Annotated in this window: 21 protein-coding genes; 6 read left to right on the top strand and 15 right to left on the bottom strand. The window is 45.6% G+C overall.

Annotated features, from left to right (window positions below; all coding sequences use genetic code 11):
• Window positions 1-16: 16 nt before the first annotated feature.
• Genes ruvA through BUB99_RS15280 form a run of 6 tightly spaced genes read right to left on the bottom strand, consistent with a single transcriptional unit; the run spans window position 17 to window position 7,070 of the window.
• Window positions 17-610, bottom strand: coding sequence for a Holliday junction branch migration protein RuvA (gene ruvA / locus BUB99_RS15305; RefSeq protein ID WP_073123849.1), 594 nt, complete (start codon window positions 608-610; stop codon window positions 17-19).
• Window positions 607-2,880: an NADP-dependent malic enzyme gene (locus BUB99_RS15300; RefSeq protein WP_073123847.1), complete on the bottom strand. Its 2,274-nt coding sequence runs from the start codon at window positions 2,878-2,880 to the stop codon at window positions 607-609. The genes ruvA and BUB99_RS15300 overlap by 4 nt, the downstream gene beginning before the upstream one ends.
• A gap of 46 nt (window positions 2,881-2,926) precedes the next feature.
• Window positions 2,927-4,015 carry a DUF4837 family protein gene (locus tag BUB99_RS15295; protein WP_073123845.1) on the bottom strand — a complete coding sequence of 363 codons (1,089 nt, stop codon included), beginning with the start codon at window positions 4,013-4,015 and terminating at the stop codon, window positions 2,927-2,929.
• A 59-nt stretch (window positions 4,016-4,074) separates the two neighbouring features.
• Window positions 4,075-5,439 (bottom strand): lytic transglycosylase domain-containing protein, encoded by a 1,365-nt coding sequence (locus BUB99_RS15290; protein ID WP_073123843.1) that lies wholly within the window; start codon window positions 5,437-5,439, stop codon window positions 4,075-4,077.
• Entirely contained in the window at window positions 5,436-6,866 is a 1,431-nt protein-coding gene (gene gatA, locus BUB99_RS15285; protein WP_073123841.1) for an Asp-tRNA(Asn)/Glu-tRNA(Gln) amidotransferase subunit GatA, read from the bottom strand. Before gatA ends, BUB99_RS15290 begins: the two co-directional genes overlap by 4 nt.
• 3 nt (window positions 6,867-6,869) lie before the next feature.
• Window positions 6,870-7,070 (bottom strand): Sec-independent protein translocase subunit TatA/TatB, encoded by a 201-nt coding sequence (locus tag BUB99_RS15280; protein ID WP_073123839.1) that lies wholly within the window; start codon window positions 7,068-7,070, stop codon window positions 6,870-6,872.
• Window positions 7,071-7,275: 205 nt separating this feature from the next.
• Between BUB99_RS15280 and BUB99_RS15275 the strand changes: the two genes are divergently transcribed.
• From BUB99_RS15275 to BUB99_RS15265, 3 genes are all read left to right on the top strand, one after another.
• Window positions 7,276-7,653, top strand: coding sequence for a VOC family protein (locus BUB99_RS15275; RefSeq protein WP_073123837.1), 378 nt, complete (start codon window positions 7,276-7,278; stop codon window positions 7,651-7,653).
• 179 nt (window positions 7,654-7,832) lie between these two features.
• Entirely contained in the window at window positions 7,833-8,414 is a 582-nt protein-coding gene (locus BUB99_RS15270; RefSeq protein ID WP_073123835.1) for a YceI family protein, read from the top strand.
• Window positions 8,415-8,529: 115 nt separating this feature from the next.
• Complete coding sequence (locus BUB99_RS15265) at window positions 8,530-9,189, top strand: LiaF transmembrane domain-containing protein (protein WP_073123833.1); 660 nt, start codon at window positions 8,530-8,532, stop codon at window positions 9,187-9,189.
• A gap of 2 nt (window positions 9,190-9,191) precedes the next feature.
• Here the strand turns inward: BUB99_RS15265 and BUB99_RS15260 are convergent, their stop codons facing one another.
• Complete coding sequence (locus tag BUB99_RS15260; protein WP_073123831.1) at window positions 9,192-9,710, bottom strand: hypothetical protein; 519 nt, start codon at window positions 9,708-9,710, stop codon at window positions 9,192-9,194.
• Window positions 9,711-9,834: 124 nt separating this feature from the next.
• Here BUB99_RS15260 and BUB99_RS15255 point away from each other — a divergent pair, with 124 nt between their 5' ends.
• On the top strand, window positions 9,835-10,923 hold the full coding sequence (locus BUB99_RS15255) for an NAD-dependent epimerase/dehydratase family protein (RefSeq protein ID WP_073123829.1): 1,089 nt from the start codon (window positions 9,835-9,837) through the stop codon (window positions 10,921-10,923).
• Between the two features lie 27 nt (window positions 10,924-10,950).
• Here the strand turns inward: BUB99_RS15255 and BUB99_RS15250 are convergent, their stop codons facing one another.
• From BUB99_RS15250 to BUB99_RS15240, 3 genes are read right to left on the bottom strand one after another with little or no spacing between them, the layout of a single operon-like run.
• On the bottom strand, window positions 10,951-11,397 hold the full coding sequence (locus BUB99_RS15250; protein ID WP_073123827.1) for a DinB family protein: 447 nt from the start codon (window positions 11,395-11,397) through the stop codon (window positions 10,951-10,953).
• On the bottom strand, window positions 11,394-12,089 hold the full coding sequence (gene folE, locus BUB99_RS15245) for a GTP cyclohydrolase I FolE (protein ID WP_073123825.1): 696 nt from the start codon (window positions 12,087-12,089) through the stop codon (window positions 11,394-11,396). Before folE ends, BUB99_RS15250 begins: the two co-directional genes overlap by 4 nt.
• Window positions 12,052-12,459: a 6-pyruvoyl trahydropterin synthase family protein gene (locus tag BUB99_RS15240; protein WP_073123824.1), complete on the bottom strand. Its 408-nt coding sequence runs from the start codon at window positions 12,457-12,459 to the stop codon at window positions 12,052-12,054. Before BUB99_RS15240 ends, folE begins: the two co-directional genes overlap by 38 nt.
• 218 nt (window positions 12,460-12,677) lie before the next feature.
• Between BUB99_RS15240 and BUB99_RS15235 the strand changes: the two genes are divergently transcribed.
• Window positions 12,678-13,334 carry a phosphoadenylyl-sulfate reductase gene (locus BUB99_RS15235; protein ID WP_073123822.1) on the top strand — a complete coding sequence of 219 codons (657 nt, stop codon included), beginning with the start codon at window positions 12,678-12,680 and terminating at the stop codon, window positions 13,332-13,334.
• A 71-nt stretch (window positions 13,335-13,405) separates the two neighbouring features.
• Entirely contained in the window at window positions 13,406-14,326 is a 921-nt protein-coding gene (locus BUB99_RS15230) for an NAD-dependent epimerase/dehydratase family protein (protein WP_073123820.1), read from the top strand.
• An 85-nt stretch (window positions 14,327-14,411) separates the two neighbouring features.
• Here the strand turns inward: BUB99_RS15230 and BUB99_RS15225 are convergent, their stop codons facing one another.
• From BUB99_RS15225 to BUB99_RS15205, 5 genes are all read right to left on the bottom strand, one after another.
• The gene (locus tag BUB99_RS15225) at window positions 14,412-15,887 is read right to left on the bottom strand and encodes a glycoside hydrolase family 30 protein (RefSeq protein ID WP_084190586.1); all 1,476 of its coding nucleotides are present in this window, start codon (window positions 15,885-15,887) and stop codon (window positions 14,412-14,414) included.
• A 6-nt stretch (window positions 15,888-15,893) separates the two neighbouring features.
• Window positions 15,894-17,327 (bottom strand): glycoside hydrolase family 30 protein, encoded by a 1,434-nt coding sequence (locus tag BUB99_RS15220; RefSeq protein WP_073123818.1) that lies wholly within the window; start codon window positions 17,325-17,327, stop codon window positions 15,894-15,896.
• Complete coding sequence (locus BUB99_RS15215; protein WP_073123816.1) at window positions 17,327-18,796, bottom strand: glycoside hydrolase family 30 protein; 1,470 nt, start codon at window positions 18,794-18,796, stop codon at window positions 17,327-17,329. The genes BUB99_RS15220 and BUB99_RS15215 overlap by 1 nt, the downstream gene beginning before the upstream one ends.
• A 110-nt stretch (window positions 18,797-18,906) precedes the next feature.
• On the bottom strand, window positions 18,907-19,851 hold the full coding sequence (locus BUB99_RS15210) for a PKD domain-containing protein (protein ID WP_073123814.1): 945 nt from the start codon (window positions 19,849-19,851) through the stop codon (window positions 18,907-18,909).
• Window positions 19,852-19,966: 115 nt separating this feature from the next.
• Window positions 19,967-21,451: a RagB/SusD family nutrient uptake outer membrane protein gene (locus BUB99_RS15205; protein ID WP_073123812.1), complete on the bottom strand. Its 1,485-nt coding sequence runs from the start codon at window positions 21,449-21,451 to the stop codon at window positions 19,967-19,969.
• Window positions 21,452-21,454: the final 3 nt, after the last annotated feature.

Below are 21,454 nucleotides of genomic sequence, written 5' to 3'. Positions count from 1 at the left end.
AGGTTTAGTTTTGTATTTACGGTCTTTTCAACGCTAATTTAATTAAATCCTCCAGACCAATATCTTCCTCAGAACTTTTCAATATTTTATCTAAGGTCTTTTCTGCTACCGACTTAGATATTCCTAGAGTCGTCAGTGCTGCCAAAGCCTCAGATTTAATACTCTGCTCCTTCTTGAGGGACAGGATTGGCACATTGCTTTCCAGTTCTTCTTTGGACATTTTGTCCTTGAGTTCTAGTATGATTCTCTGTGCTGTTTTTTGTCCTATACCCTTTACACTACTGATCGTTTTTACATCGCTATTGACGATGGCAGAGTGTAGTTCTTGGGATGAGAGAGATGACAAAATCATCAATCCAGTGGAGGGGCCTACTCCGGATATGGAGATCAGCTGTTGAAATCTTTTTTTCTCGTCCTGATCAAAAAAACCGTACAACGTCTGGGCATCTTCTTTCACATGGAAGTGCGTAAAGATTCTCGCCTGTGTCAGGTTCTTAATCTGACCAAAAGTAAGAAGGGAGATATTGACATGATAGCCAATACCTCCCGTATCTATAATAATGTAAGTCGGATCGATCTCGACTAATTTTCCTTCTATATATGCGATCATATAGCTTTTCTACTTTTAGACTGTATCGCATCTACTGCCGCGATAGTCGCCATATTAAATATCTCTCGTACCGAACTGCCTCGCTGTAGCACATGGACGGGCTTGTTCATTCCCATCAGTACAGGGCCGATGGCTTCACTAGACCCGATCTCCATCAGTAGTTTGTAAGCGATGTTGCCAGAGGCTAGATTCGGGAATATCAAAGTATTGACCGCTTTGCCATTCAACTCACTGAACGGGTAGCTCTTCGCCATCAGTTCAGGGTTGAGAGCCACATTAGCCTGCATCTCTCCATCGATGATCATCTCTGGCCATTTGTCCTTCGCCATTGCGACTGCTTCAGCTGCTTTAGTCGGCAGCTCTCCCTTCGCTGAACCAAAACTCGAATAAGACAGCATCGCCATTCTAGGTTCGAAATCAAAAAATCTAACAGCTCTATGAGTGAGCTCGATGATGTTCAACAATGCCTCCTTATCAGGGTTAACATTTACCGTCGTGTCTGCCAAGAAGTAAGTTCCCTTCTGATTACGAATGATATACATACCCGCCACACGACTCAGCCCTGGCTCCATGCCAATAATCTGAAGTGCCGGCTTAATCGTGTTCGGATAATCATTAGACAATCCTGAAATCAAAGCATCTGCATCTCCCAGCTCGACCATCATGGCTCCATAGTAGTTGCGATCGATCATGAGACGCTGTGCCTCCCTTAGCGTCATGCCTTTACGCTGTCTTTTTTGGAACAAAGTATCCGCATAGACCATACGCTTTTCACGCTGATGATAGGTGTCGATGATCTCACAGTCTAAATCCAATTCATTCTCTTTGATAAGCTCCTGAATTTTCTCTTTGTTACCCAAAAGTATCGGAATAGCCACTCCTTCGTCTATCACCAACTGCGCCGCTTTGAGGATAGATAATCTATCTCCCTCTGCAAATACTAAACGCTGTAAATCTTTTTTCGCCCGAGAAGCCAAACGTGAAATAATTCGCTGTCCCATTCCGAGACGCTCCTCTAATTTCATCTTATACTCATCCCAGTCACTGATCGTCGCACGAGCCACACCTGAGTCGATAGCTGCTTTCGCTACAGCCGATGATATACTCGCGATCAACCTAGGATCGAGTGGTTTTGGGATCAAATAATCCTTGCCAAACTTGATACTTTCCGAACCATACGCTTTGGTCACTGCGTCTGGAACAGGTAGCTTAGTCATCTCTGCCAAAGCACGCACTGCTGCCAATTTCATTTCTTCATTGATACCTGTGGCTCTTACATCCAGTGCTCCTCTAAATATATAAGGGAAGCCCAAAACATTATTAACCTGGTTAGGATGATCCGACCGTCCAGTAGCCATGACCACATCCTCTCGGGTTCTCATTGCTAGATCGTAAGGAATCTCTGGGTCAGGGTTAGAGAGTGCAAATACGATAGGGTTGTCTGCCATAGATAGCAAATCATCAGCATTCATGATGTTGCCCATAGAGAGCCCGAGGAACATATCCGCTCCTTTGATTGCTTCTGACAAAGTCTTCAGTTTGGTATCCGCCGCATACTGTGCCTTCATCGGATCGAGGTTTTCTCGGTCTTTGGTGATGACGCCTCTACTGTCGAGCATTAGGATATTCTCCTTTCGTGCGCCCATCTTGACGTACAGGTCTGTACACGCTATCGCTGCACCACCAGCACCACTCACGACGATCTTAATTTCTTCGATCTTCTTACCTACTACCTCCAGAGCATTGAGCAATGCCGCACTCGAAATAATCGCCGTACCATGCTGATCATCGTGCATGACAGGGATATTCATCTTTTCTTTGAGTTCAGTTTCGATTTTGAAACTCTCTGGAGCTTTGATATCTTCTAGATTTATTCCACCAAAAGTCGGTTCGAGAGACTTGACAATCTTGATAAACTCATCAGGATCCGTTTCGTCAATCTCTATATCGAACACATCAATACCAGCAAATTTCTTGAACAGTACACCTTTCCCTTCCATGACAGGTTTAGAAGCTTCTGGGCCAATGTTTCCCAGACCTAATACCGCAGTACCATTCGAGATTACCCCTACGAGATTGCCTTTAGAAGTGTATTTGTAAACATCCTCTTTATTTTCAGCGATAGCCAAACATGGTTCTGCTACACCCGGAGAATAGGCCAGCGCTAGATCGTGCTGAGTGGATAACGTTTTGGTAGGACGTACCTCGATCTTCCCAGGGGTTGGAAATTCATGAAAGTCCAAGGCATCCTTTTTTCTTATTTTACTCATAATTATGGGGATAATTGTTTTAAGTCTTTTGATCTGAAAGCCTAAACTATAGGCTCAAATTGGAGGTAAATGATTGTAAGATTACTTCCATTTCCTGCATAGGGACGCGCTTGTCCTCTCCTGGATTGAACACATACCCCTCAAGGTAGTATATTCGCTTCTGCTCTTCATCTACGAATGTATAACTGACAAAGGGGCCTCCTGCTGATATGTCGCTATACTTCCACAGTCCGCGAGCCTCTTTAGCATAACGACCTTTGAAGTTCACCTCCTTGACATATCCTAAAGTGTCCTGTAGCGTCATGTATATCTCTGGTTTTTGGATGTCCCGCATGTACATACTCGTGATAGACTCACGATAAGCCATCACATCCTCAAATGGCTCTTGGTTATCATAGGGACGGAAATAAACAAATATATCCTTCTCCCACTGCGTGTCTAATTGGCGAATCCAAACGAAATCCTTGAGGTTTTTAGCTAACTCATAACCATAGGGGATGTTCAATGTAAAGTCATGATCTTCTTCGAGACGCTTCTCTATTTGCTTTTCTCGGACTTTAAAAATTTTACTTGCAACGCGATCATTCTCAATCTTCAAAAAATGATTTCGGAGTGTCGATTGGTTGTCCTGGATATGCTTGATCAACTGTGTTTTGGTCTGACCAAAAAGGTGGAGTACATTCTGCCCCTTTGCATACACATCTGTCTGTGGCAGCATGAAAATACTACTGTCTTTTTTGATTCTCTCCACTGTCGCCTCAGAGTAATACTTGGACATCTGATAACTCTGTCTGCCTCGACTATCGAGCGTATGCACGAATATCACATTCGTCGCACGCTTAATGATACTGTTAAACTTGAGAGGGTTGATATTTCGAACCTTGAAATATGGTTCATCCTGTGGTAAGCCTGGCACATAGGCTGAGAATATATCTCGTAATGATTCGCCGATCTCCCCAGACCAATCTGTCGTATCCATCACCACCAAAACAGCATTCGGCTCTCCGCCCGCCTTTGGCAAATAAGTTTTGTCTGAATCCTTCTTGGAAGAAATAGACTGGTCAGAAGAATTAGAACATGCCACGAGTAAAGACATACTCGTCAACAGCGTCAAGGTACATAGCAACTTGGACATAGGCTTGGGAGATTTTAGGTATATGAAACGACGGTACGGCCAGCCCGAAGATCAGCAATTTACATGTTGATCAATAACTTTTGGCCTGGTTTAATACTCGAAGAGGTTAGGTTATTTAATTTTTTAATTTTCTCTATCGATAGATTGTCATACTGCTTGGATATACTCCATAGAGAATCTCCTGACTGCACCAAATGATATTTTCCTCCAGGTATTGTTTTTTGCTCTTGCACTGGAGCACTTGGCGTCTTGACCGCATAAACATCTTTGGTCGACTGATTGTAGTAGGGCATCACCCAAACATCTAGCCGCTGACCGACACGTATCATGTTACTGTTCAGGTTATTCCATCGTTTGAGATCCGACACGCGGACATTGTGTCGCTCGGCGATGGTCCCGAGTACATCACCGCTGCGTACACGATATACCTGTCGGGTTCTGCCGTAGGTAGCACCAGGAGTGTTTCTAGATAGATATTCTATCTCTTTCTTACCGACTTTGGATGCAGAATCCAACAAAGCCAACCTTTGTATTCTAAATGTGTCAGCCAGATCAGCAGGTACTTTCAGTGGGTAATTGGTCATGCCCTCTGGGATAGCTCCACGAAGTACCTGAGGGTTGAGGATCAAAAGCTCGTCCAAACACAAATTTAACTGAGTCGCTAAAGTCTCCATGTGGACATAGTTACTCACATGTACCGTATCATAGGCCATCATGTGTTTGAGATCAGATTGATTGTCTATCAGGTTATGCTCCTCAGCATAATTGACAACATAGATCATGGCGACCAGCTGCGGCACATACGACCGTGTTTCTCTTGGTAAATAAGGATAAATCTCCCAAAACCCTTGTTTGTATCCTGAGCGACGGATTGCTTTTCTGACATTACCAGGACCTGTATTGTATGCTGCTAGTGCCAACTCCCAGTCATCAAACATGCTGTAAAGCACTTTGAGGTATCGGGCAGCTGACATGGTAGACTCCCATGGGTTCATTCGTTCGTCGATATACCAAGATTGATCGAGCTTATAGGCTTTTCCTGTATAGGGCATGAACTGCCACAGTCCGCCTGCGCCTACTCTCGATACCGCATTAGGATTGAGACCAGACTCGATGATCGCAAGATATTTAAGCTCATCAGGCATTCCTTTGTCTGCCAAAACCTGTTCGAAGATCGGAAAATAAAGGTTTTTCTTCTCCAGTACTCCACGGGTATAATCACGATTTCGCACCGTGAAATAATCAATGAAAGAATACACCCGCTCATTAAATTCGAGAGGAAGTGATTGCTGTAGGCATGACATGCGATCCGCGACGAGTTCATAACTCACATCTGGCAAAACATCGATCTCTTGCTGTGCAAGAGCGACATTCGTCCAAACCATCGAACCAGTCAAAAACGCTATAAAAAACCTACGGATCATAAAATGTGTTCTTTCAAATATTTGGAGAAAGATAATAATTTTTCCTCCTCGAACGAATTACAAATGACCTGTATGCCTATTGGAAGACCATTCTCATCAGTACCATTAGGGATCGAAATACATGGCAACCCTGCCAAAGATGCCTGTACTGTAAAAATATCTTCGAGGTACATCTCCAGCGGATTTCTGTCGTGACTATTCAAATCAAACGCTGGTGTAGGTGCTGTGGGCATGATGATAAAATCATTGTTCTCTAGCAGAGACTTCATCTCGTCACGAATCAATCGTCGAACTTTTTGCGCTTTGGTATAATATGCATCATAGAACCCTTCGCTCAGCACATAGGTTCCTAACAATATTCGCTTCACGACTTCTTCACCAAAACCCTCTGTCCGTGTTTTTCTATACATGGAATCCAAGTCCTTAGCATTTTCAGTCCTATAGCCATATTTAACACCATCAAAACGCGAAAGGTTTGCACTCGCCTCAGCAGTTGTCAAAATATAATAGGTAGGAAGCACATAATTGAGATAGGTAAAGTCCACCTTATGAATACGATTTCCCAAAGTCTCAATCTTATCAAACACACGATCTACGGATTGCTTAACAGCAGAATCTATAGCCTCATGCGAGTTGATGTTTTCGAAGGAAACTACGCTAAATTTTTCTGCCCACTCAGGAGCTTTCGAATAGGCGGGTACATTGGTGGTGCTCACTGTGTGATCATACTCGTCAGGCCCTGCAGCGATCTCTAGCACGAGCGCAGTATCCTCTACCGAATGTGCCAATACACCCACACAGTCAAAAGAACTCGCATAAGCTGTGAGTCCATGCCTTGAGATTCTACCATAGGTGGGCTTAAAGCCTATCACACCACAAAATGACGCAGGTTGTCGTACTGACCCACCAGTGTCTGACCCTATTGAGACCAAACACATCTCGGCCTGAACTGCTACAGCAGAGCCTCCCGATGAGCCTCCTGGGACTTTGTTTTTCCCTACAGCATTCTTAACAGGCCCATACACTGAGTTCTCATTAGATGAGCCCATAGCGAACTCATCACAGTTATTCCTCCCGATGATGATGGCATCTTCGTCGAGGAGTCGCTGAATAGGGGTCGCTGTGAACTGAGACTTGAATCCATCTAGGATTTTGCTGGCACTCTGTAGCGTATGCCCATTGTGACAGTACACGTCCTTGATGGTAATTACCATTCCAGCGAGGCGGCCTGCAGAGCCATTGTTGATTTTCTCTTGAACCTCGGCCGCTTGCACTAACGCCTCCTCTTCGTACACTTCTGACAATGCATTGAGGTCAGTATTTTTTGACGTGATGTTAGACAAATAGCCTTGTACTAACTCTACGCAAGTGATGGTCCCAGATGCTATGTCGGATCGGACCTGAGACAGTGAATGGTAACTCTTCAAAACTTACTTTTTCTCTTCTTTGATTCCGTCTTCTATTTCATCTTTGATTTCTTTGGATGCATCCTTGAATTCACGGATTCCTTTACCCAAACCTTTGGCCAACTCAGGTATTTTCTTTGCTCCAAACAACAGCACAACAACTAGTACGATGATGACTAGCTCCCAACCTCCCGGCATACCAAATGCCAATATTGAATGTGTCATAATATTCTTTAACTTTATTGTATAACAATACAAAAGCAAAGATATGTAAATAGATTCAAGATCGATCGGGCACTATAAAATACTTGGAGGAATGTAAAACTGAGTACACACCCAGTATGACTAGTTTATCTGATACCAAAATATGATCTCTCCCTATTTCCCATGCTTTGCGATCCCTTTCTCAGGATATTACGTATGGGTAATCATGGATTTAAACCAGGTCACACTTCCTTCTCTATCACTAGATAAATCAATCCCGTTTTATCTAAAGCTCGGGCTACAGCTGATTGTAGATGCTTCACCGAGATACGCTAGGTTTCAATGTCCCGACGGTAATAGTTCCCTGTCTCTTCATCTCGTCGATGACCTTCCTACGGGCGCTGGAGTTGTTATCTATTTTGAGTGTAAACATCTGGATCAAGAATACGACCGTCTCACTGCCGAGGGAGTCATCTTTGACACAGTACCAACAGACCAAACTTGGTTGTGGCGTGAAGTAGCACTATCCGATCCAGATGGTAATCGTATCATTCTATACCACGCTGGTGACAACAGACTCAATCCTCCATGGCGGATAAACTAATCAGAGGACGATAACTGGGTCGAAGTATTTGATCGATTAGAAAATTAATACCACGGCGGCTTGATCTTAAATGATTTATTTTCACTTTTTCTGAACCCTTTTCTAAAGCTTCCGTTATATTTGTTGCAACATATAATGTTGATACAAAAAGAACTAAAATCATATTAAATTATTAGACCATGTTAAATACAATATTAGCAATCGTTACATTTTTTACGCTCACCGGTACTGAAAACACCAATGATGTACAAGCGAACGTCACCGAAAGTACTGTCATCTGGAAAGCAACCAAAGTAGTAGGTGGTGGACATGAAGGTACAGTAGTTGTCAAAGAAGCAGACCTCAAACTAAAAGGAACTGAACTAAAAGGCGGTTCGTTCACCGTAGATATGACAACTATCTCATCGACTGACCTAGAGGGTGAGTGGAAAGATAAACTCGATGGTCACCTGAAAAATGATGACTTCTTCGGTGTAGCTACTTACCCTACATCTACTTTCAAAATCACCAAAGTACAGAAAACTGCCGAAGGGAAATACAATGTAACTGGTGACATCACCATCAAAGGAACCACAGAAAGCATCACTTTCCCAACTACTGTTACAGCAGAAGGAGACAAAGTAACTACCAATGCGACCATCACACTTAACAGAACCAAATATGGTGTAAAATATGGTTCAAGCAGCTTTTTTGACAACCTAGGAGATAAAGCTATCTCTGACGAATTCAAATTGATCGTGACACTAGTCACAGTAAAATAATTTCGATTAGACTGGAAATTCCAAAACCCTAACGATCCTCGCTAGGGTTTTTTTGTGTTCTATCCTTATTTAATATCCGTATTTAGTTACTTTAGATGCTTCAAAATACAAAACCATGAATCACACCAACAGAAGAGCATCGTTAGGCATAGTCATGATCGTCATCGGGATTTTATTCCTACTTGACAATTTCAACATCATATCCTTTTCCGTACCCCGTTACCTATTTACTTGGCAGATGATATTGGTCGTAATCGGTATTTTCCAGTTCGCTACGGGCAACCAGCGTGGTGGAGTACTACTCATTACTCTCGGCGTGATCTTCTGGATTCCTGATTATTTTGATGTAAGCTTTAAAGACTACTGGCCTGTATTCTTGATCGCACTGGGGCTCAGTTTTTTTTTCAAAAGTCGAACCGGAAAACTCCACCAGACTGAGTCCGACACCATAGACCACCTAGCGATACTCGGCGGCACGAACCAGACCGTGAGTAGCAAAAACTTCGCTGGAGGAAAAATCACCACCATCTTTGGAGGCGTAGAGGTAGACCTAAGGCAATCATCCCTCGCCGAAGGAAAAGCCATCCTTGACTCCTTCACGACTTTTGGTTCTGTCAAACTTTTCGTCCCGAACGACTGGGTCATCAACTACGAAGCGACTACTGTATTCGGTGGTTTCAAAGATAAACGCATCCACAAACCCACAGAGTACTTTGGCAATGTACTCACGGTCAAAGGGATCGTACTCTTCGGGGGAATCGAACTAATTGGCTAGTTCTAATCCAAGCTATTGATCACCGACTTGATCGGGATCACCAGGCTCCACATGCCCACAGCCGCAGAGTCAGGAACACAGTCCGCATAGAACCTATCCGCTACATCATAAGGTACGGTGTAGAGTGCATACTTATCATCCATCCGTTGTATAGCGGGTTGGCTACTTACACCGTTCTCATTATTATACTGATATGCGGCATACAGGTCTTTCTCTTGTCTAGATACAAAATCTCCCTCAGAGAAGCCCAGTTTGATTTGTCCAGAAATGACAGTGCTCAATGAATCAACTATTAGCTCTTCTCTTGCCAATATGCTCTGGCAATCCGATTTGATATGCAACAGGCTATCAAGCGAGCCATAAAGTCGCACACCAAATTGCTCTGCCGCAATAATCACCTCTGCCTCATTGAGCTGACGAATTTCCTGTGTTTTAATAATCTCATTCACGTTGGTTTTTTGTTCTCCTTCCAAAGCAGAACACGAAACCAAAAAGATAAGTCCAAGCCAATAATTTTTCATAAACTCAAATTTACAGATCCTTACCAATTATTCTACTGCGATCTAACCGCAAGATGAAGTTAATAGGCATGTTTTTTCATTGGAAGCTTTGATTTCCATCATTCATCATTATTTTTAGAATTCTATGACGAATAACCTAGACCTCAATGAACCTAACCCTAACATACTGTGTAGAGACTTCCCCGTCTTGGTCACTGGAGGAGCTGGTTTCATGGCATCATGGCTCGTCAAATACCTCCTCGATGATGGCTACAAAATTCGCGTAACTGTACGAGACATGCACAATGAGGATCGCTACAGACATCTGACCAAAATAGCAGAGCGATCCAAGGGGAGTTTAGAAATTTTCGAAGCTGACCTATTAAATCCTGATGCATTCAAAGGTTGCATGACTGGGTGCAACGTCGTCTTTCATACCGCTTCTCCTTACAAAATAACCGGGATTAAAAACCCACAAAAAGAATTGATTGATCCCTCTCTAGAAGGCACTAGAAATGTACTAGAAGCGGTAAATAAAGCCCATTCAGTCAAAAAAGTCATTTTTACGAGCGCCATCTCTGCTATCTACGGGGACGCCACCGATATTGACGGGCTAGAGGAAGAATCCTTCAATGAAGCCCACTGGAACAAAAGCTCCAACCTCAAACACCAACCATTAGGCTTTGCAAAGACAGTAGCCGAGCGCGAGGCATGGCGTATCCATGATGCACAATCTCGCTGGAAAATGGCAACACTCAACCCATCATTGTGCCTTGGCCCTTCGCTAACCAACTATAGTCAGTCAGGTAGTTTTGATTTCATCCGTCAACTAGCTGATGGCACCTTTGCCTCTGGAGTTCCTGATCTCCAGCATGGACTAGTGGATGTCAGGGATGTCGCTCACGCACATATATTTGCTGCACAAGACGAATATGCTACGGGTAGATTCCTTCTAGTCAACGAAGTAATGTCCCTACTTCAGCTCTCCAAGTTCCTGCACAAGAAGTTTGGTGAAGAATTTGACTTCCCTAGAAAAGAGCTCTCTAGTCGGATGCTGTACTTCTTTGGCTTCACCAAAGGGTTTTCTAGAAAATACGTAATGGAAAATGTGGGAAAACCGCTCAAAATAGACAATACTAGGAGCAGAAATGAATTAGGCGTCTACTACAAACCCGTCGAAGAAGCCGCCGAAGAAATGCTCCGCTTCATCCTAGATTATAATATGTTGAAGTAATAATTTATCAAAAACCATCGCCCTCCTTTATATCAACCGCCTATGGTAGTTGATCTGACCAAGGTGATAATCGAAGTGACCAAGAAGTCGTAGCAAGAAAAACGTATAGGTCATGGGATGTCCAAATACTTCGACAGGAAAGGGCCGACTTAGCTGCTCCTCCGTCAATTTTGACATCCCTGCCTCAAATGCCTTTTCCGCCGCTTTGATCTCTTCTAGAATCTCCTTGAGAGGAACATTCCGCCGAGCAAACTCAGCCTCTCGGTCACGGACATAACCCGTCTCGCCAATCATCGCTCCGAAAAAATGCTGGGCATTGCCACAAAGGTGCAGTGCCAAAGTACCCGCCGAATTGCCAATACCAGGCTTCAAGAGCCAAAGATCAGATTCATTCTCGTATGCTTTGAGCTCTGTCTCTAGTCTATCGAAGTTCAAAGCAAACACTTCTTTCATTGTCTCTATACTCTTACTCATACCATTCCGTTTCCTGGTGAATTGATGTAGTTGAGGAATTCGTTTTTGTACTTCTCCTCTAGGAACTTCCCACTAAAGTGGGCGGTGCCCGTCTTGCTGTTGGTATCGCCTACTCCCCTCGAAGACACGCACATGTGGTTGGCATCTATCACCACCCCGACATCCTCGGTTTTGAGCACCTTGCGGAGTTCGTTGGCGATCTGTACAGTGAGTCGCTCCTGCACCTGTGGGCGCTTGGAGTAGTACTGCACGATGCGGTTGATCTTGGACAAGCCAATCACCTCACCACTGGAGATATATGCCACGTGCGCCTTGCCATAGATTGGCACAAAATGGTGCTCACAATGTGAGTAGAACGTGATATCCTTTTCTACTAGCATTTGGTTGTAACCAAACTTATTTTCGAACAGACGTGCTTTGGGCTTGTTTTTGGGATTCAACCCACTGAAAACCTCCTCTACATACATCTTGGCCACTCGACGCGGTGTACCTGCTAGACTGTCGTCTGTCAGGTCCATCCCGAGGATTTGCATGATTTCTTTGAAATGCTTTGCGATCAGCTCCTTTTTGAGCTCATCGTCCATCTCGAAAGCATCTGGTCTGAGTGGCGTATCGTAAGACGATGCAACGTGATCGTCTAGTATATCATCATTGTCAAGCGGGGTATTCGACATAGTTTCTTTTTGTTTCATACAATTGAATTTTTATGTCATACTTTTCGTCAATCTCCTCTCTCAACAAATCATAAATGACAACTACAATATTTTCGGCCGTCGGGTTCAAGTCCTTGAACTCCGCTACATCCAAATTCAAATTTTTGTGATCAAAACGATCTACAACGAGACGTTTGATCATGTCGCTGAGGATCTTGATGTCGTAGACATAGCCTGTCTCAGGATCGATCTCTCCGATCAGTTTCACGTGCAGTTCATAATTGTGCCCATGGTAGTTCGGATTATTGCACTTCCCAAAGACCTCTTGGTTTTGCTGATCCGACCAGGCTGGATTATGCAAACGATGCGCTGCATTAAAATGTTCTTCTCGAATGACAGCTGTTTTCATGCTACGTGATTTGGAAATTTTGGCGTTTGGATTGAACTGACAAATTTTTGCAAATCTGACGACAATTCAATACTGATCTTACTTTCTAAACAATTCTTCAGTAGAAAAATTCAATAATCTTCATCTAAATCAGATTATTCTGCGTTAACGAGACTTTTATAAGATCAGTTTATCCAAACTGTACTAACTTCGTTTTTTAATAAATTGTCCTGCAATATATGGATTTTGAAGAGATCAAAAGTAGCATAATCAAGTATCAGGAGGACGGGCGAAAGCTCTTTACCACCTCCTCGTTTCAGACACACAGTATCGTTTTGCTCCACTTGTTGAGTAGAATTGACAAATCGATACCAGTATACTGTCTGAATACAGGATTCTTGTTTCCTGAAACGATTGAGTACAAGGACCAGCTAGCGGATGCCTTTGGTATCACCATCAAAGACATCAAACCCGACGTGCCCAAGAGCATCCAAAAAGATGCAGAAGGCAAACTGCTGTTCGCTTCGGATCCAGACAGATGTTGCTACTACAACAAGGTACAGCCTATGGACAAGCTCCTCTCGGACTATGACATCTGGATCAACGGCATCCGTCGTGATCAAAATGCCAACCGTGCCAAGATGCGTGTCGAAGAACCCTCCAAGATGAACACCGTGCGTTTTCATCCCATGCTGGAGTGGACCAACAAGATGATCTTTGACTACATCAAAGAGCATAATTTGCCGCGCCATCCGCTCGATGCGGTAGGCTACAGCAGTATCGGTTGTGAACCTTGTACCCGCAAGCCAAGCCTCGAAATGATGGAGCGTGAAGCACGGTGGTACGGCATGAACAAAACGGAATGTGGACTCCACACCGAACTAGTAAGTAAATAATCCAACGCAGCACGCTTGCCGTGCTGCGCTATTTAATCATATAATCCAGAGAGAACTGGACATACACTGAGATGAAAGTATTAGTAACTGGAGGTGCGGGATATATCGGCACCAGATTGATCAAAAAATTGAGCGCCAACAAACAGATAGACAAAATCATCGTCTATGACAACCTGATGCGTGGCAATTACAACCTCTTCTTGGGAGACAAATTTATCAATGGAGAGTCGATCGAGTTCGTCAAAGGAGACCTGTTGGATTCGCGCACGCTCAAAAACGCACTCAAAGGCGTGGACGTTGTATTCCACTTGGCTGCCAAGGCTACTTCTCCCTTTGCCAATGTCAACTTACACTTCTACGAGCAGATCAACAACTGGGGCACTGCCGAGCTGACCTATGCGATCGAAGAAAGTGACGTGAAAAAATTCGTCTACCTCAGTAGCATGGGTGTGTATGGATTTTCGGATGAGCCAATCACCGAAGAGCATGATGTAAACCCTGCCTCCTTCTATGCAATCTCTAAGCAGCGCGGCGAAGAGCACGTCAAGCGCCTCAACAAAGCACATAATCCGATCATCCTCCGATGTGGAAACGTCTATGGCTACAGCCGTAGCATGCGATTCGATGCGGTGATCAATCGATTTGTCTTCGAGGCGAACTTTGATGGTAGACTTTCTATCCACGGTAGCGGCAACCAACAGCGTGCCTTCATTCACATCAGTTCGATCGCTGACATACTGGAGCAAATCGCGGTGACTGACATCCCAGCAGATACCTACAACGTGTCCGAACGCAACATGTCCGTACTCGATATCGTCGATGTACTGAAAGAACTCAAGCCAGAACTCGAATTCCTGTTCATCAATCAGCAAAACAACTACAACCAACAGCTGGTCAGTGCTGAACAGAAATTGAAGCAATACATTCCATACGGAGAAGAGGAGTCCTTCAAAGACCAAATGATCGAGTTTCTCAATAGCTTTAGTTACTAATATCAACCGAGCAGATACGCAAAGAGCCGCTACCCAAGACTGATCTTAGGTAGCGGCTCTTTTTGCTTCGCAACTACTCTCGCGCTCAGTACCTCAAGGTCTGAATCGCTCGCGCAGGAATACTCGCCTCAATCACTTGCGTCCCTACGAAGCACTGATAGTCTATCGCCTCGTCCGTCTCGTTCATCACTACGGTCGCGTAGCTCCCATCTTCGTTGACAAAGGTGGTCGCCATGAGCGAGGTACGACTCGCTACGGTGCTCACCCGCTTAGCTCCTGGCTTGATATACTTCGAAAAGTGCCCAATATAGTAGTAGGATGGCGTATAGATCAAGTCGCCCGTTTGGCTGTCTGCATGTATCGGCGCAAAACAGAAATTACCCACGTGGTTCGGCCCTCCTTTGTCATCCAGCAGAATATTCCAATCTGTCCAACCCGCTGTGCCACGGTTGAAGTCATTGATCATTGACTTGCCGTATCGCTCGGCATTTGGCCAATACTGGTACTTCGCAGGATCGAATTTTTCGTTGCAGCCTTCGGTGAACATCAGCTGTTTGTCTGGGTAGGACTCCTTGACTCGTCTCAAATTCTCGAAGTTGGGCTCGCTACCTGTCCATGTCTCGTACCAGTGAAACCCTATACCCCAAGCATACTTGGCCGCTTCGGGATCGCCAAAAATAGTATTGGCTCGCTGCGTGATGAGGTCACGATTGTGATCCCATACGATGATGTTCTTGTCCCCCAGCCCTTCGCTCGCCAAGGTCGGCCCGAGGTGATTCTTCAAGAAGTCACGCTCTTGCTCTGCTGTATAGATACACGATTCCCAGGTTTGAGTAGCCATGGGCTCGTTTTGTATCGTCAGGCCCCAGATCGGCACTTCTTCCGCCTCATATGCTTTGATGAACTTGGCATAATATCTCGCCCAAGCAGGAGCAAACTCAGGAAGTAGCGAGCCTCCTTGAAGCATACGTCCAGTGGTCTTCATGAATGCTGGAGGGCTCCATGGACTCACATAGGTCAGCAATGAACCTCCCGCTTCTGTGATCGCTCTTTTGATCATCGGCAGACGGTAGGCTCGGTCATGCTCTATCGAAAAAGTCGCAAGAGCCGTGTCCCCCTCTTCGATGTAGGTGTACGATCCAGATCCAAAATCACTGCTATGAATTGTCGTACGAAGCAAACTGTACCCAATACCCTCTTGGGAATAGTACGCAGACAGCAACTCCTCCTGCTTGTCCGCTGAGAGTCCTGCGAAAACCTCCGCCGAAGCATCCGTCACTGCTCCTCCTATCCCTACCAACTCCTGAAAGGTCTTGTCGGGATTGACAAAGACAGATATCTGTGTCTCCAAAGGTTGCTCGCCCGGACCAAAAGTCTTCGTACCGGTCTGCGTCAGTCTCAAGTCTGTACCTCGAGCCGTCGTGTAGATCGTCGCTGTACTCAGTTCTTTTATTGGTTGTATTGTTTCGGGAACTGCTTCTTCTACAGGAGACTGTGGGGTACTGCAGCTCACCAGCAGCCCTAGCCCCCATGCAACGAATGCTATTTTATTCTGAATCATAAATTTCTAATTGTCCCAAATGAAAGTCGCCGTACTCCCAGCCTCCAAGACTGCCGAGAAGGATTGTTCTCCTTGGGTGATGTTACATATTTGTTTCGTATCGGTATTGTTGATCGCCAACAACACAATTTGATTCTCTGGAGTCAAGAATGCCACATTTGGCAACTCCTCGGGTGCGTTGGATGCGATGCGCTTCGCTCCTGGTCGGACGAACTTCGAGGCATGTCCAATCGAGTAGTAGCCTGCGTTGCGGGTCACCTCATCGCCATCGATGGTGATCCCTCCGAGACATTGGCTACACCCTCCGTCAGTATGTGGCTGTAGATCAGGAGCAGACGATAGGTTCCACTCGATGACACTACGACTCCAATTGCGCGGAGCACCAATCATCAATTCACGGACATGCCATTTCAGATCTTCGGGGAAATTGCCGGGAGCGCCAAACCACTGCTCAGTGAAGTAGAGTCCCTTGTCTGGATGTGCACTATGCACATCAGACAGTGCCGCTATACTCCCACCATACATATGAAACGCCGACCCTGCTACATACTTTCGCACCTCGGGACGATCCAAAATTGAAATCGGATAATCCGGTCGATCCGCATTGTGATCATACAAAACAATCTTGGTCTTGATCCCCTTTTCTGCGAATGCAGGTCCGAGACTCCGCTCGATGAAATTGGCCTGCTCCTCTGGCTCCATGCTCATACTCGGATTGTTGCCAGGGTGCAAGGGTTCGTTTTGGATGGTCATCGTCTCGATGGTGATTCCTTCCGCCTCCATGGCTTGAAAGTATTTAGTCAAATAAAGTGCATAGGAATCGTAATATTCTTCCTTTAAATGGCCTCCAATACTCGATCCATTGGTTTTCATCCAGACAGGAGGTGACCATGGACTTGCCATGATTTTGATATTAGGATTGATCGCCTGTATTTTTTTGAGCATAGGGATCAACAGTTCTCTCTCTCGCTCTATCGAGAAATTTTCCTGCATCAGATCCGTTTCGCCTGCTGGCAGGTCGTTGTACGAGTACACCTCTGCATCCAAGTCCGATGCGGCAATACTGATGCGTAGATACGACACGCCTATGTCATTGGTACCGACACCAAACAGCTCCTGTAGCAAATCTGACTGTGCCTGTTCGTTCATCTGACTGAGGTGATAGACACTCCCTCCCGTCAACGCAAAGCCAAACCCCTCCATCTGCTGATACATTTGTGTTGGCTCTACGAACACATGCACATCAGCATCGAGTCGTGGTTCACCTAGCAAATCCGAAGACTCTTCCAACTGGCGCTCTCGACTCGCATCAGTCACGTACACTTGTACGACGGGTTCTACATGAAGAGATTGTGTCTGATTATCTGAGATCTCTTGGCTGTCTTTGGCTCCACACGCCGCTAGCATCAGACCACAGCAATAGGTAAGTACTCGATTCATTATTCTATCGTTTGGTTTGGATCCCAGACGAATGTCGCCACAGCCCCCGCATCCAACGAAGCAGAAAAGGACAGCTCGCCCTGAGTCATATTGAAAGTTTTGTAAGCGTCGGTATTGTTGAGAGCGAGTAGGACTATCTGCCCTTCAGGCGTTAGAAAACTCACGTTAGGAATCTCACCAGTATAATTGGACGAGATACGTGTCGATCCTGGCACGACAAACTTCGACGCATGGGCAATCACATAGTAACCCGCTTTGCGCGACACTGTATTGCCGCTGATTTCTATCCCTCCCAAGCATGCCGTACATCCCCCATCGGTGTGCGGCTGTAGGTTGGGCGCTGACGATAGATTCCACTCGATCACGTTGCGGCTCCAGTTGCGCGTCGCTCCGATGATGATCTCTCGTATGTGCCACTGCAAGTCTCCTGAGAAATTGCCTGGCGCACCGAACCACTGTTCGGTGAAATATATGTTCTTGTCCGGATGACTATTGTGCACTGAAGATAGGGCAGAGATATCACCTGCATAGAGGTGAAACCCTGAACCATCGACATATTGTCGTGTTTCTTCGTCATCGAGTATCGAGATCGGATAACTCGTCATGTCTGCATTGTGATCGTAGAGAACGACTTTCGTCGAAATATTATGTGCAGCAAAGAGGGGCCCCAAGCTGCTTTTGATGAACTCGTTTTGCTCGTCCGCAGACATCTCCATGCTCGGGTTGTTGCCGCCATGTAGGGGTTCATTTTGAATGGATACCGTCTCTATCGTGATCCCTTCTGCCTCCATAGCCTGTAGATACTTGACCAAATAAAGCGCGTACGAATCATAGTATTCGGTAAGCAACCGACCGCCTTTGGACGCGCCGTTGGTTTTCATCCACACAGGAGGAGACCAAGGGGTCGCCATCAACTTGAGGTCTGGTTTGATCTCCAATATTTTTTTGAGCAGCGGGATCAAAACCGCTCGATCTGGTTCGATCGAAAATTGCAGCTGATCCATGTCTGTTTCTCCCTGCGGGAGATCATTGTAAGAAAACACAGAAGCATCCAAATCCGACGCTCCAATGCTAATGCGCAAATATGAGATGCCAATCCCATCCCCTTCTGTTCCAAATAGCTCTTGGAGCAAGTCATCCTGTGCCGCATCACTCATTTGGCTGATGTGCTGTGCACTACCACCTGTCAGGGCAAACCCAAAACCATCTATGTCTTGGTAGCCAATCTCTGGATTAATCGTCAAGTTGATACTTGCATTGGCTACTGCCGCTCCGACTAAACCCTCTTGTTGAGCAAACTTGACCGACTCATTGGCCTTGGTCAAATACACCATCACCTCGGGCAGGTTTGTCTCTGGAGGCTCGACTACTGGAGGAGGTGGTGCGACAGTGTCGTCACTTTCTGCGCAATTGAGTAAACACAAACACATTCCCCACAGCACTGCTATCCATACTTTTCTATTCATCATTTGAGTTATTTGCTGAACCCTACGATTCAGGAGTGATGAGCAGGTGAATCTAGTCACCTGCCCATGTTGTACTTATTCACTAACCGATCAAACGGCTTTCAACCTGTTTATTATAATACTTCCTTGATCTCCACATTGTCGAGGTGCATGCCCTCACCAAATGGAGAGACTTCTTCATCTGAGGCCCATCCCGAACCAGCTTTGAAAAGCAAATAGATCGAGCCATCCTCCGTCAAACTGTCTGCGGGCAGAGTAAACTCGCCACTAGCATCCAACGACTGAGTGAAAGCATTCGCAGCAGTACACCCCTGTGCGATTTCCATGATATCTCCATCAAAAGCACCTTTGAGACAATCTTCGCCCTCTCCGTAGGCTTTGAGTGCAACTTGCGACCCTGGCTTATTGATGATATCTTCTGAGTCAGGTGATTCATGTAGGAAATATACCTCGAACCACGTGCCGTCATTGCCTGTCGTACTGCTGATATTGGCAGAGAACTTATAGGTTTTGTCTGCTGTCAAGGCCACCTTCTGATACAAAATATGGTTCGAATACTGGTAAACCTTGTCCATATCATCCGTCGCGTTTTTGAACATGAAAGTCTCATCAACAAACGCCGCTTCCGTGATGTTGTCATCAGCTGTCCACAGTGCTACGGATATCCATGCTGACGCATCAGACATGTCTCCACTTGCTACGAGATTGGGGCCGAACCCTGACACTTTCACTTCTTGGGTCGCATCATCACTGCCTCCCTCATTGGTAGTTGTCAAGGTGACTGTATAGGTACCACTCTCTGTATAGGTATGCTCAGCATTAGCAGAAGTAACAATGTCTGAATCATCTCCAAAATCCCAAGCATAGCTTTCTCCTCCTATGGATGTATTGGTCACAGAGATCATCATCGTATTCTCTTCGTTCACTTCGAGTGTGAAGCCCGCCAAAGGCGCATCCACAGTTTTGTCTTCTTTGCTATCCTCTCCGCATGAGCTGAGAATCACAGGCGCTACGAGAAGTGCCGCCAAATAACTGTAATTTCTAAATAGTCTTTTCATAATTATAGTTGTTAAAAATTGATTTGATAAAATGTACCATGGGTCGGCAAACGGCCTTTCCCCTATGTTTTCCATCCCGACTTTCATGCTATCAATCTGGACAGAAGTATTTTAATTATTCGTTGGGTGTCAGGTTTGGATTTCTATCCAATTCTTCCTGTGGAATCGGTACGAAAATCTTGCTCTCATCCATGTTGTACTCAACTGGCTGCCCCGTACGCAAATCGATTTCCACCAAGTTATTCATCACCGATACGACCTGATCAAAGCGCACGAGATCATCCCAGCGCTGACCTTCTTGTGCCAACTCCAACCTTCTTTCGTCCAATATCGCCTGTCTCATGCTAGCTTGACTCGCCTGATCTGCGACCGTCAGATTTGGTAAGTTCACCCTCGACCGAATGCGGTTGACCTCAGTTGCTGCATCACCCAGTCGATTGAGACCTGTGAGCGCCTCTGCTTTGAGCAAAACCACATCCCCTAGACGGAGCAAGTGCAGACGGTCTGTACTCGCCCAACCATCGGCATGCTTCCACTTGTAAGCGAATGGAATCGAGCTGCCCACGGCATTGCCCCAGTACTCATCCACCCAATTGACGGACTCAAACAGTACAGTCGCATCTCTACGAATCACATCGCCCTCAGCAGCATAAGCATCGATGAGGTTGTGCGAAGGCGTAGTAAATTTCCTCCAAGTATCTCCCGATATCGATGGAGGCAAATGCATCTGTGGTCCCCAAGTCGCCTCAGGTGCTCCGATATATTGCACCTCCAGGATGGACTCGGCATTGTTGTAGTGTGCCCCATCAAACAAGTCTGCATAGTCAATCAGTGTGTAATTGGCTGAACTGCTCTCCACCGCTAGGATATAATCCAGTGCCGCTTGATAATCAGGCGTCGGACGTTGCAATGCCGCCTTGGCGGCTAAGGCATTGGCAGCACCAGCAGTCGCTCGTGCCTTGTTGACACTCGCATCTGAGCCATAGGTGTCTGGCAACATTGAGATCGCCATTGTGAGATCTGACAAGATTTGGTCGTAGACTTCATCCTCTGTAGACTTCTCCGGACGAATGACATCAGGGTCCGTAGATTTGACAAATTCCGTCACCAGCGGTACCTGTCCCCAAGTCGTGACTAGTGTGTAATAATGATATGCACGTAAGAAATACGCCTCCCCGAGTATCTGCTCTCTGCGCTCCTCTGTCAGCTGTGGGTCTTCTACCAAAGGTGCTCTTTCGAGTACCACATTTGCTTTCGCAATGGCATTGTAGATGTTGGACCAGTTGGTCAACAGACGTGAGTTAGTAGGCGTCACCGTCAACCAGTCCAATTGAAAAATCTCTGGGTTGTCTCCTCCTGCGTAATGATTGTCGGAGCGCACATCTTGAAACAAGATCTTGTCCCAAGCATAATAATCTGAAGACTGAAAGGACTCGTATGCGCCAACCAAAGCTGCCTCGATCTGGCCAGCATTATCATAGCCTACTTCGGTCGTCTCCTGAGAGATCGGCTCCAAGTCCAAAAAATCATCACAGGCCACCAAGCACAGACCAAGTGCCATGCTTAGGGCTATATTTATCTTTACATTTATTTTTTTCATGGG

Origin of the sequence: Reichenbachiella agariperforans, from assembly GCF_900142205.1 — a bacterium.
In the GTDB taxonomy this organism is placed as follows: Bacteria; Bacteroidota; Bacteroidia; order Cytophagales; family Cyclobacteriaceae; genus Reichenbachiella; species Reichenbachiella agariperforans.
This window is presented reverse-complemented; position numbering and strand designations above follow the sequence as displayed.

What these genes read in the sequence shown, in the direction of transcription:
- ruvA (WP_073123849.1), bottom strand. Translation starts at nt 610, where the DNA reads ATGATCGCATATATAGAAGGAAAATTAGTCGAGATCGATCCGACTTAC.
- BUB99_RS15300 (WP_073123847.1), bottom strand. Translation starts at nt 2,880, where the DNA reads ATGAGTAAAATAAGAAAAAAGGATGCCTTGGACTTTCATGAATTTCCA.
- BUB99_RS15295 (WP_073123845.1), bottom strand. Translation starts at nt 4,015, where the DNA reads ATGTCCAAGTTGCTATGTACCTTGACGCTGTTGACGAGTATGTCTTTA.
- BUB99_RS15290 (WP_073123843.1), bottom strand. Translation starts at nt 5,439, where the DNA reads ATGATCCGTAGGTTTTTTATAGCGTTTTTGACTGGTTCGATGGTTTGG.
- BUB99_RS15280 (WP_073123839.1), bottom strand. Translation starts at nt 7,070, where the DNA reads ATGACACATTCAATATTGGCATTTGGTATGCCGGGAGGTTGGGAGCTA.
- BUB99_RS15275 (WP_073123837.1), top strand. Translation starts at nt 7,276, where the DNA reads ATGGATTTAAACCAGGTCACACTTCCTTCTCTATCACTAGATAAATCA.
- BUB99_RS15270 (WP_073123835.1), top strand. Translation starts at nt 7,833, where the DNA reads ATGTTAAATACAATATTAGCAATCGTTACATTTTTTACGCTCACCGGT.
- BUB99_RS15265 (WP_073123833.1), top strand. Translation starts at nt 8,530, where the DNA reads ATGAATCACACCAACAGAAGAGCATCGTTAGGCATAGTCATGATCGTC.
- BUB99_RS15260 (WP_073123831.1), bottom strand. Translation starts at nt 9,710, where the DNA reads ATGAAAAATTATTGGCTTGGACTTATCTTTTTGGTTTCGTGTTCTGCT.
- BUB99_RS15255 (WP_073123829.1), top strand. Translation starts at nt 9,835, where the DNA reads ATGACGAATAACCTAGACCTCAATGAACCTAACCCTAACATACTGTGT.
- BUB99_RS15250 (WP_073123827.1), bottom strand. Translation starts at nt 11,397, where the DNA reads ATGAGTAAGAGTATAGAGACAATGAAAGAAGTGTTTGCTTTGAACTTC.
- folE (WP_073123825.1), bottom strand. Translation starts at nt 12,089, where the DNA reads ATGAAACAAAAAGAAACTATGTCGAATACCCCGCTTGACAATGATGAT.
- BUB99_RS15240 (WP_073123824.1), bottom strand. Translation starts at nt 12,459, where the DNA reads ATGAAAACAGCTGTCATTCGAGAAGAACATTTTAATGCAGCGCATCGT.
- BUB99_RS15235 (WP_073123822.1), top strand. Translation starts at nt 12,678, where the DNA reads ATGGATTTTGAAGAGATCAAAAGTAGCATAATCAAGTATCAGGAGGAC.
- BUB99_RS15230 (WP_073123820.1), top strand. Translation starts at nt 13,406, where the DNA reads ATGAAAGTATTAGTAACTGGAGGTGCGGGATATATCGGCACCAGATTG.
- BUB99_RS15225 (WP_084190586.1), bottom strand. Translation starts at nt 15,887, where the DNA reads ATGATTCAGAATAAAATAGCATTCGTTGCATGGGGGCTAGGGCTGCTG.
- BUB99_RS15220 (WP_073123818.1), bottom strand. Translation starts at nt 17,327, where the DNA reads ATGAATCGAGTACTTACCTATTGCTGTGGTCTGATGCTAGCGGCGTGT.
- BUB99_RS15215 (WP_073123816.1), bottom strand. Translation starts at nt 18,796, where the DNA reads ATGATGAATAGAAAAGTATGGATAGCAGTGCTGTGGGGAATGTGTTTG.
- BUB99_RS15210 (WP_073123814.1), bottom strand. Translation starts at nt 19,851, where the DNA reads ATGAAAAGACTATTTAGAAATTACAGTTATTTGGCGGCACTTCTCGTA.
- BUB99_RS15205 (WP_073123812.1), bottom strand. Translation starts at nt 21,451, where the DNA reads ATGAAAAAAATAAATGTAAAGATAAATATAGCCCTAAGCATGGCACTT.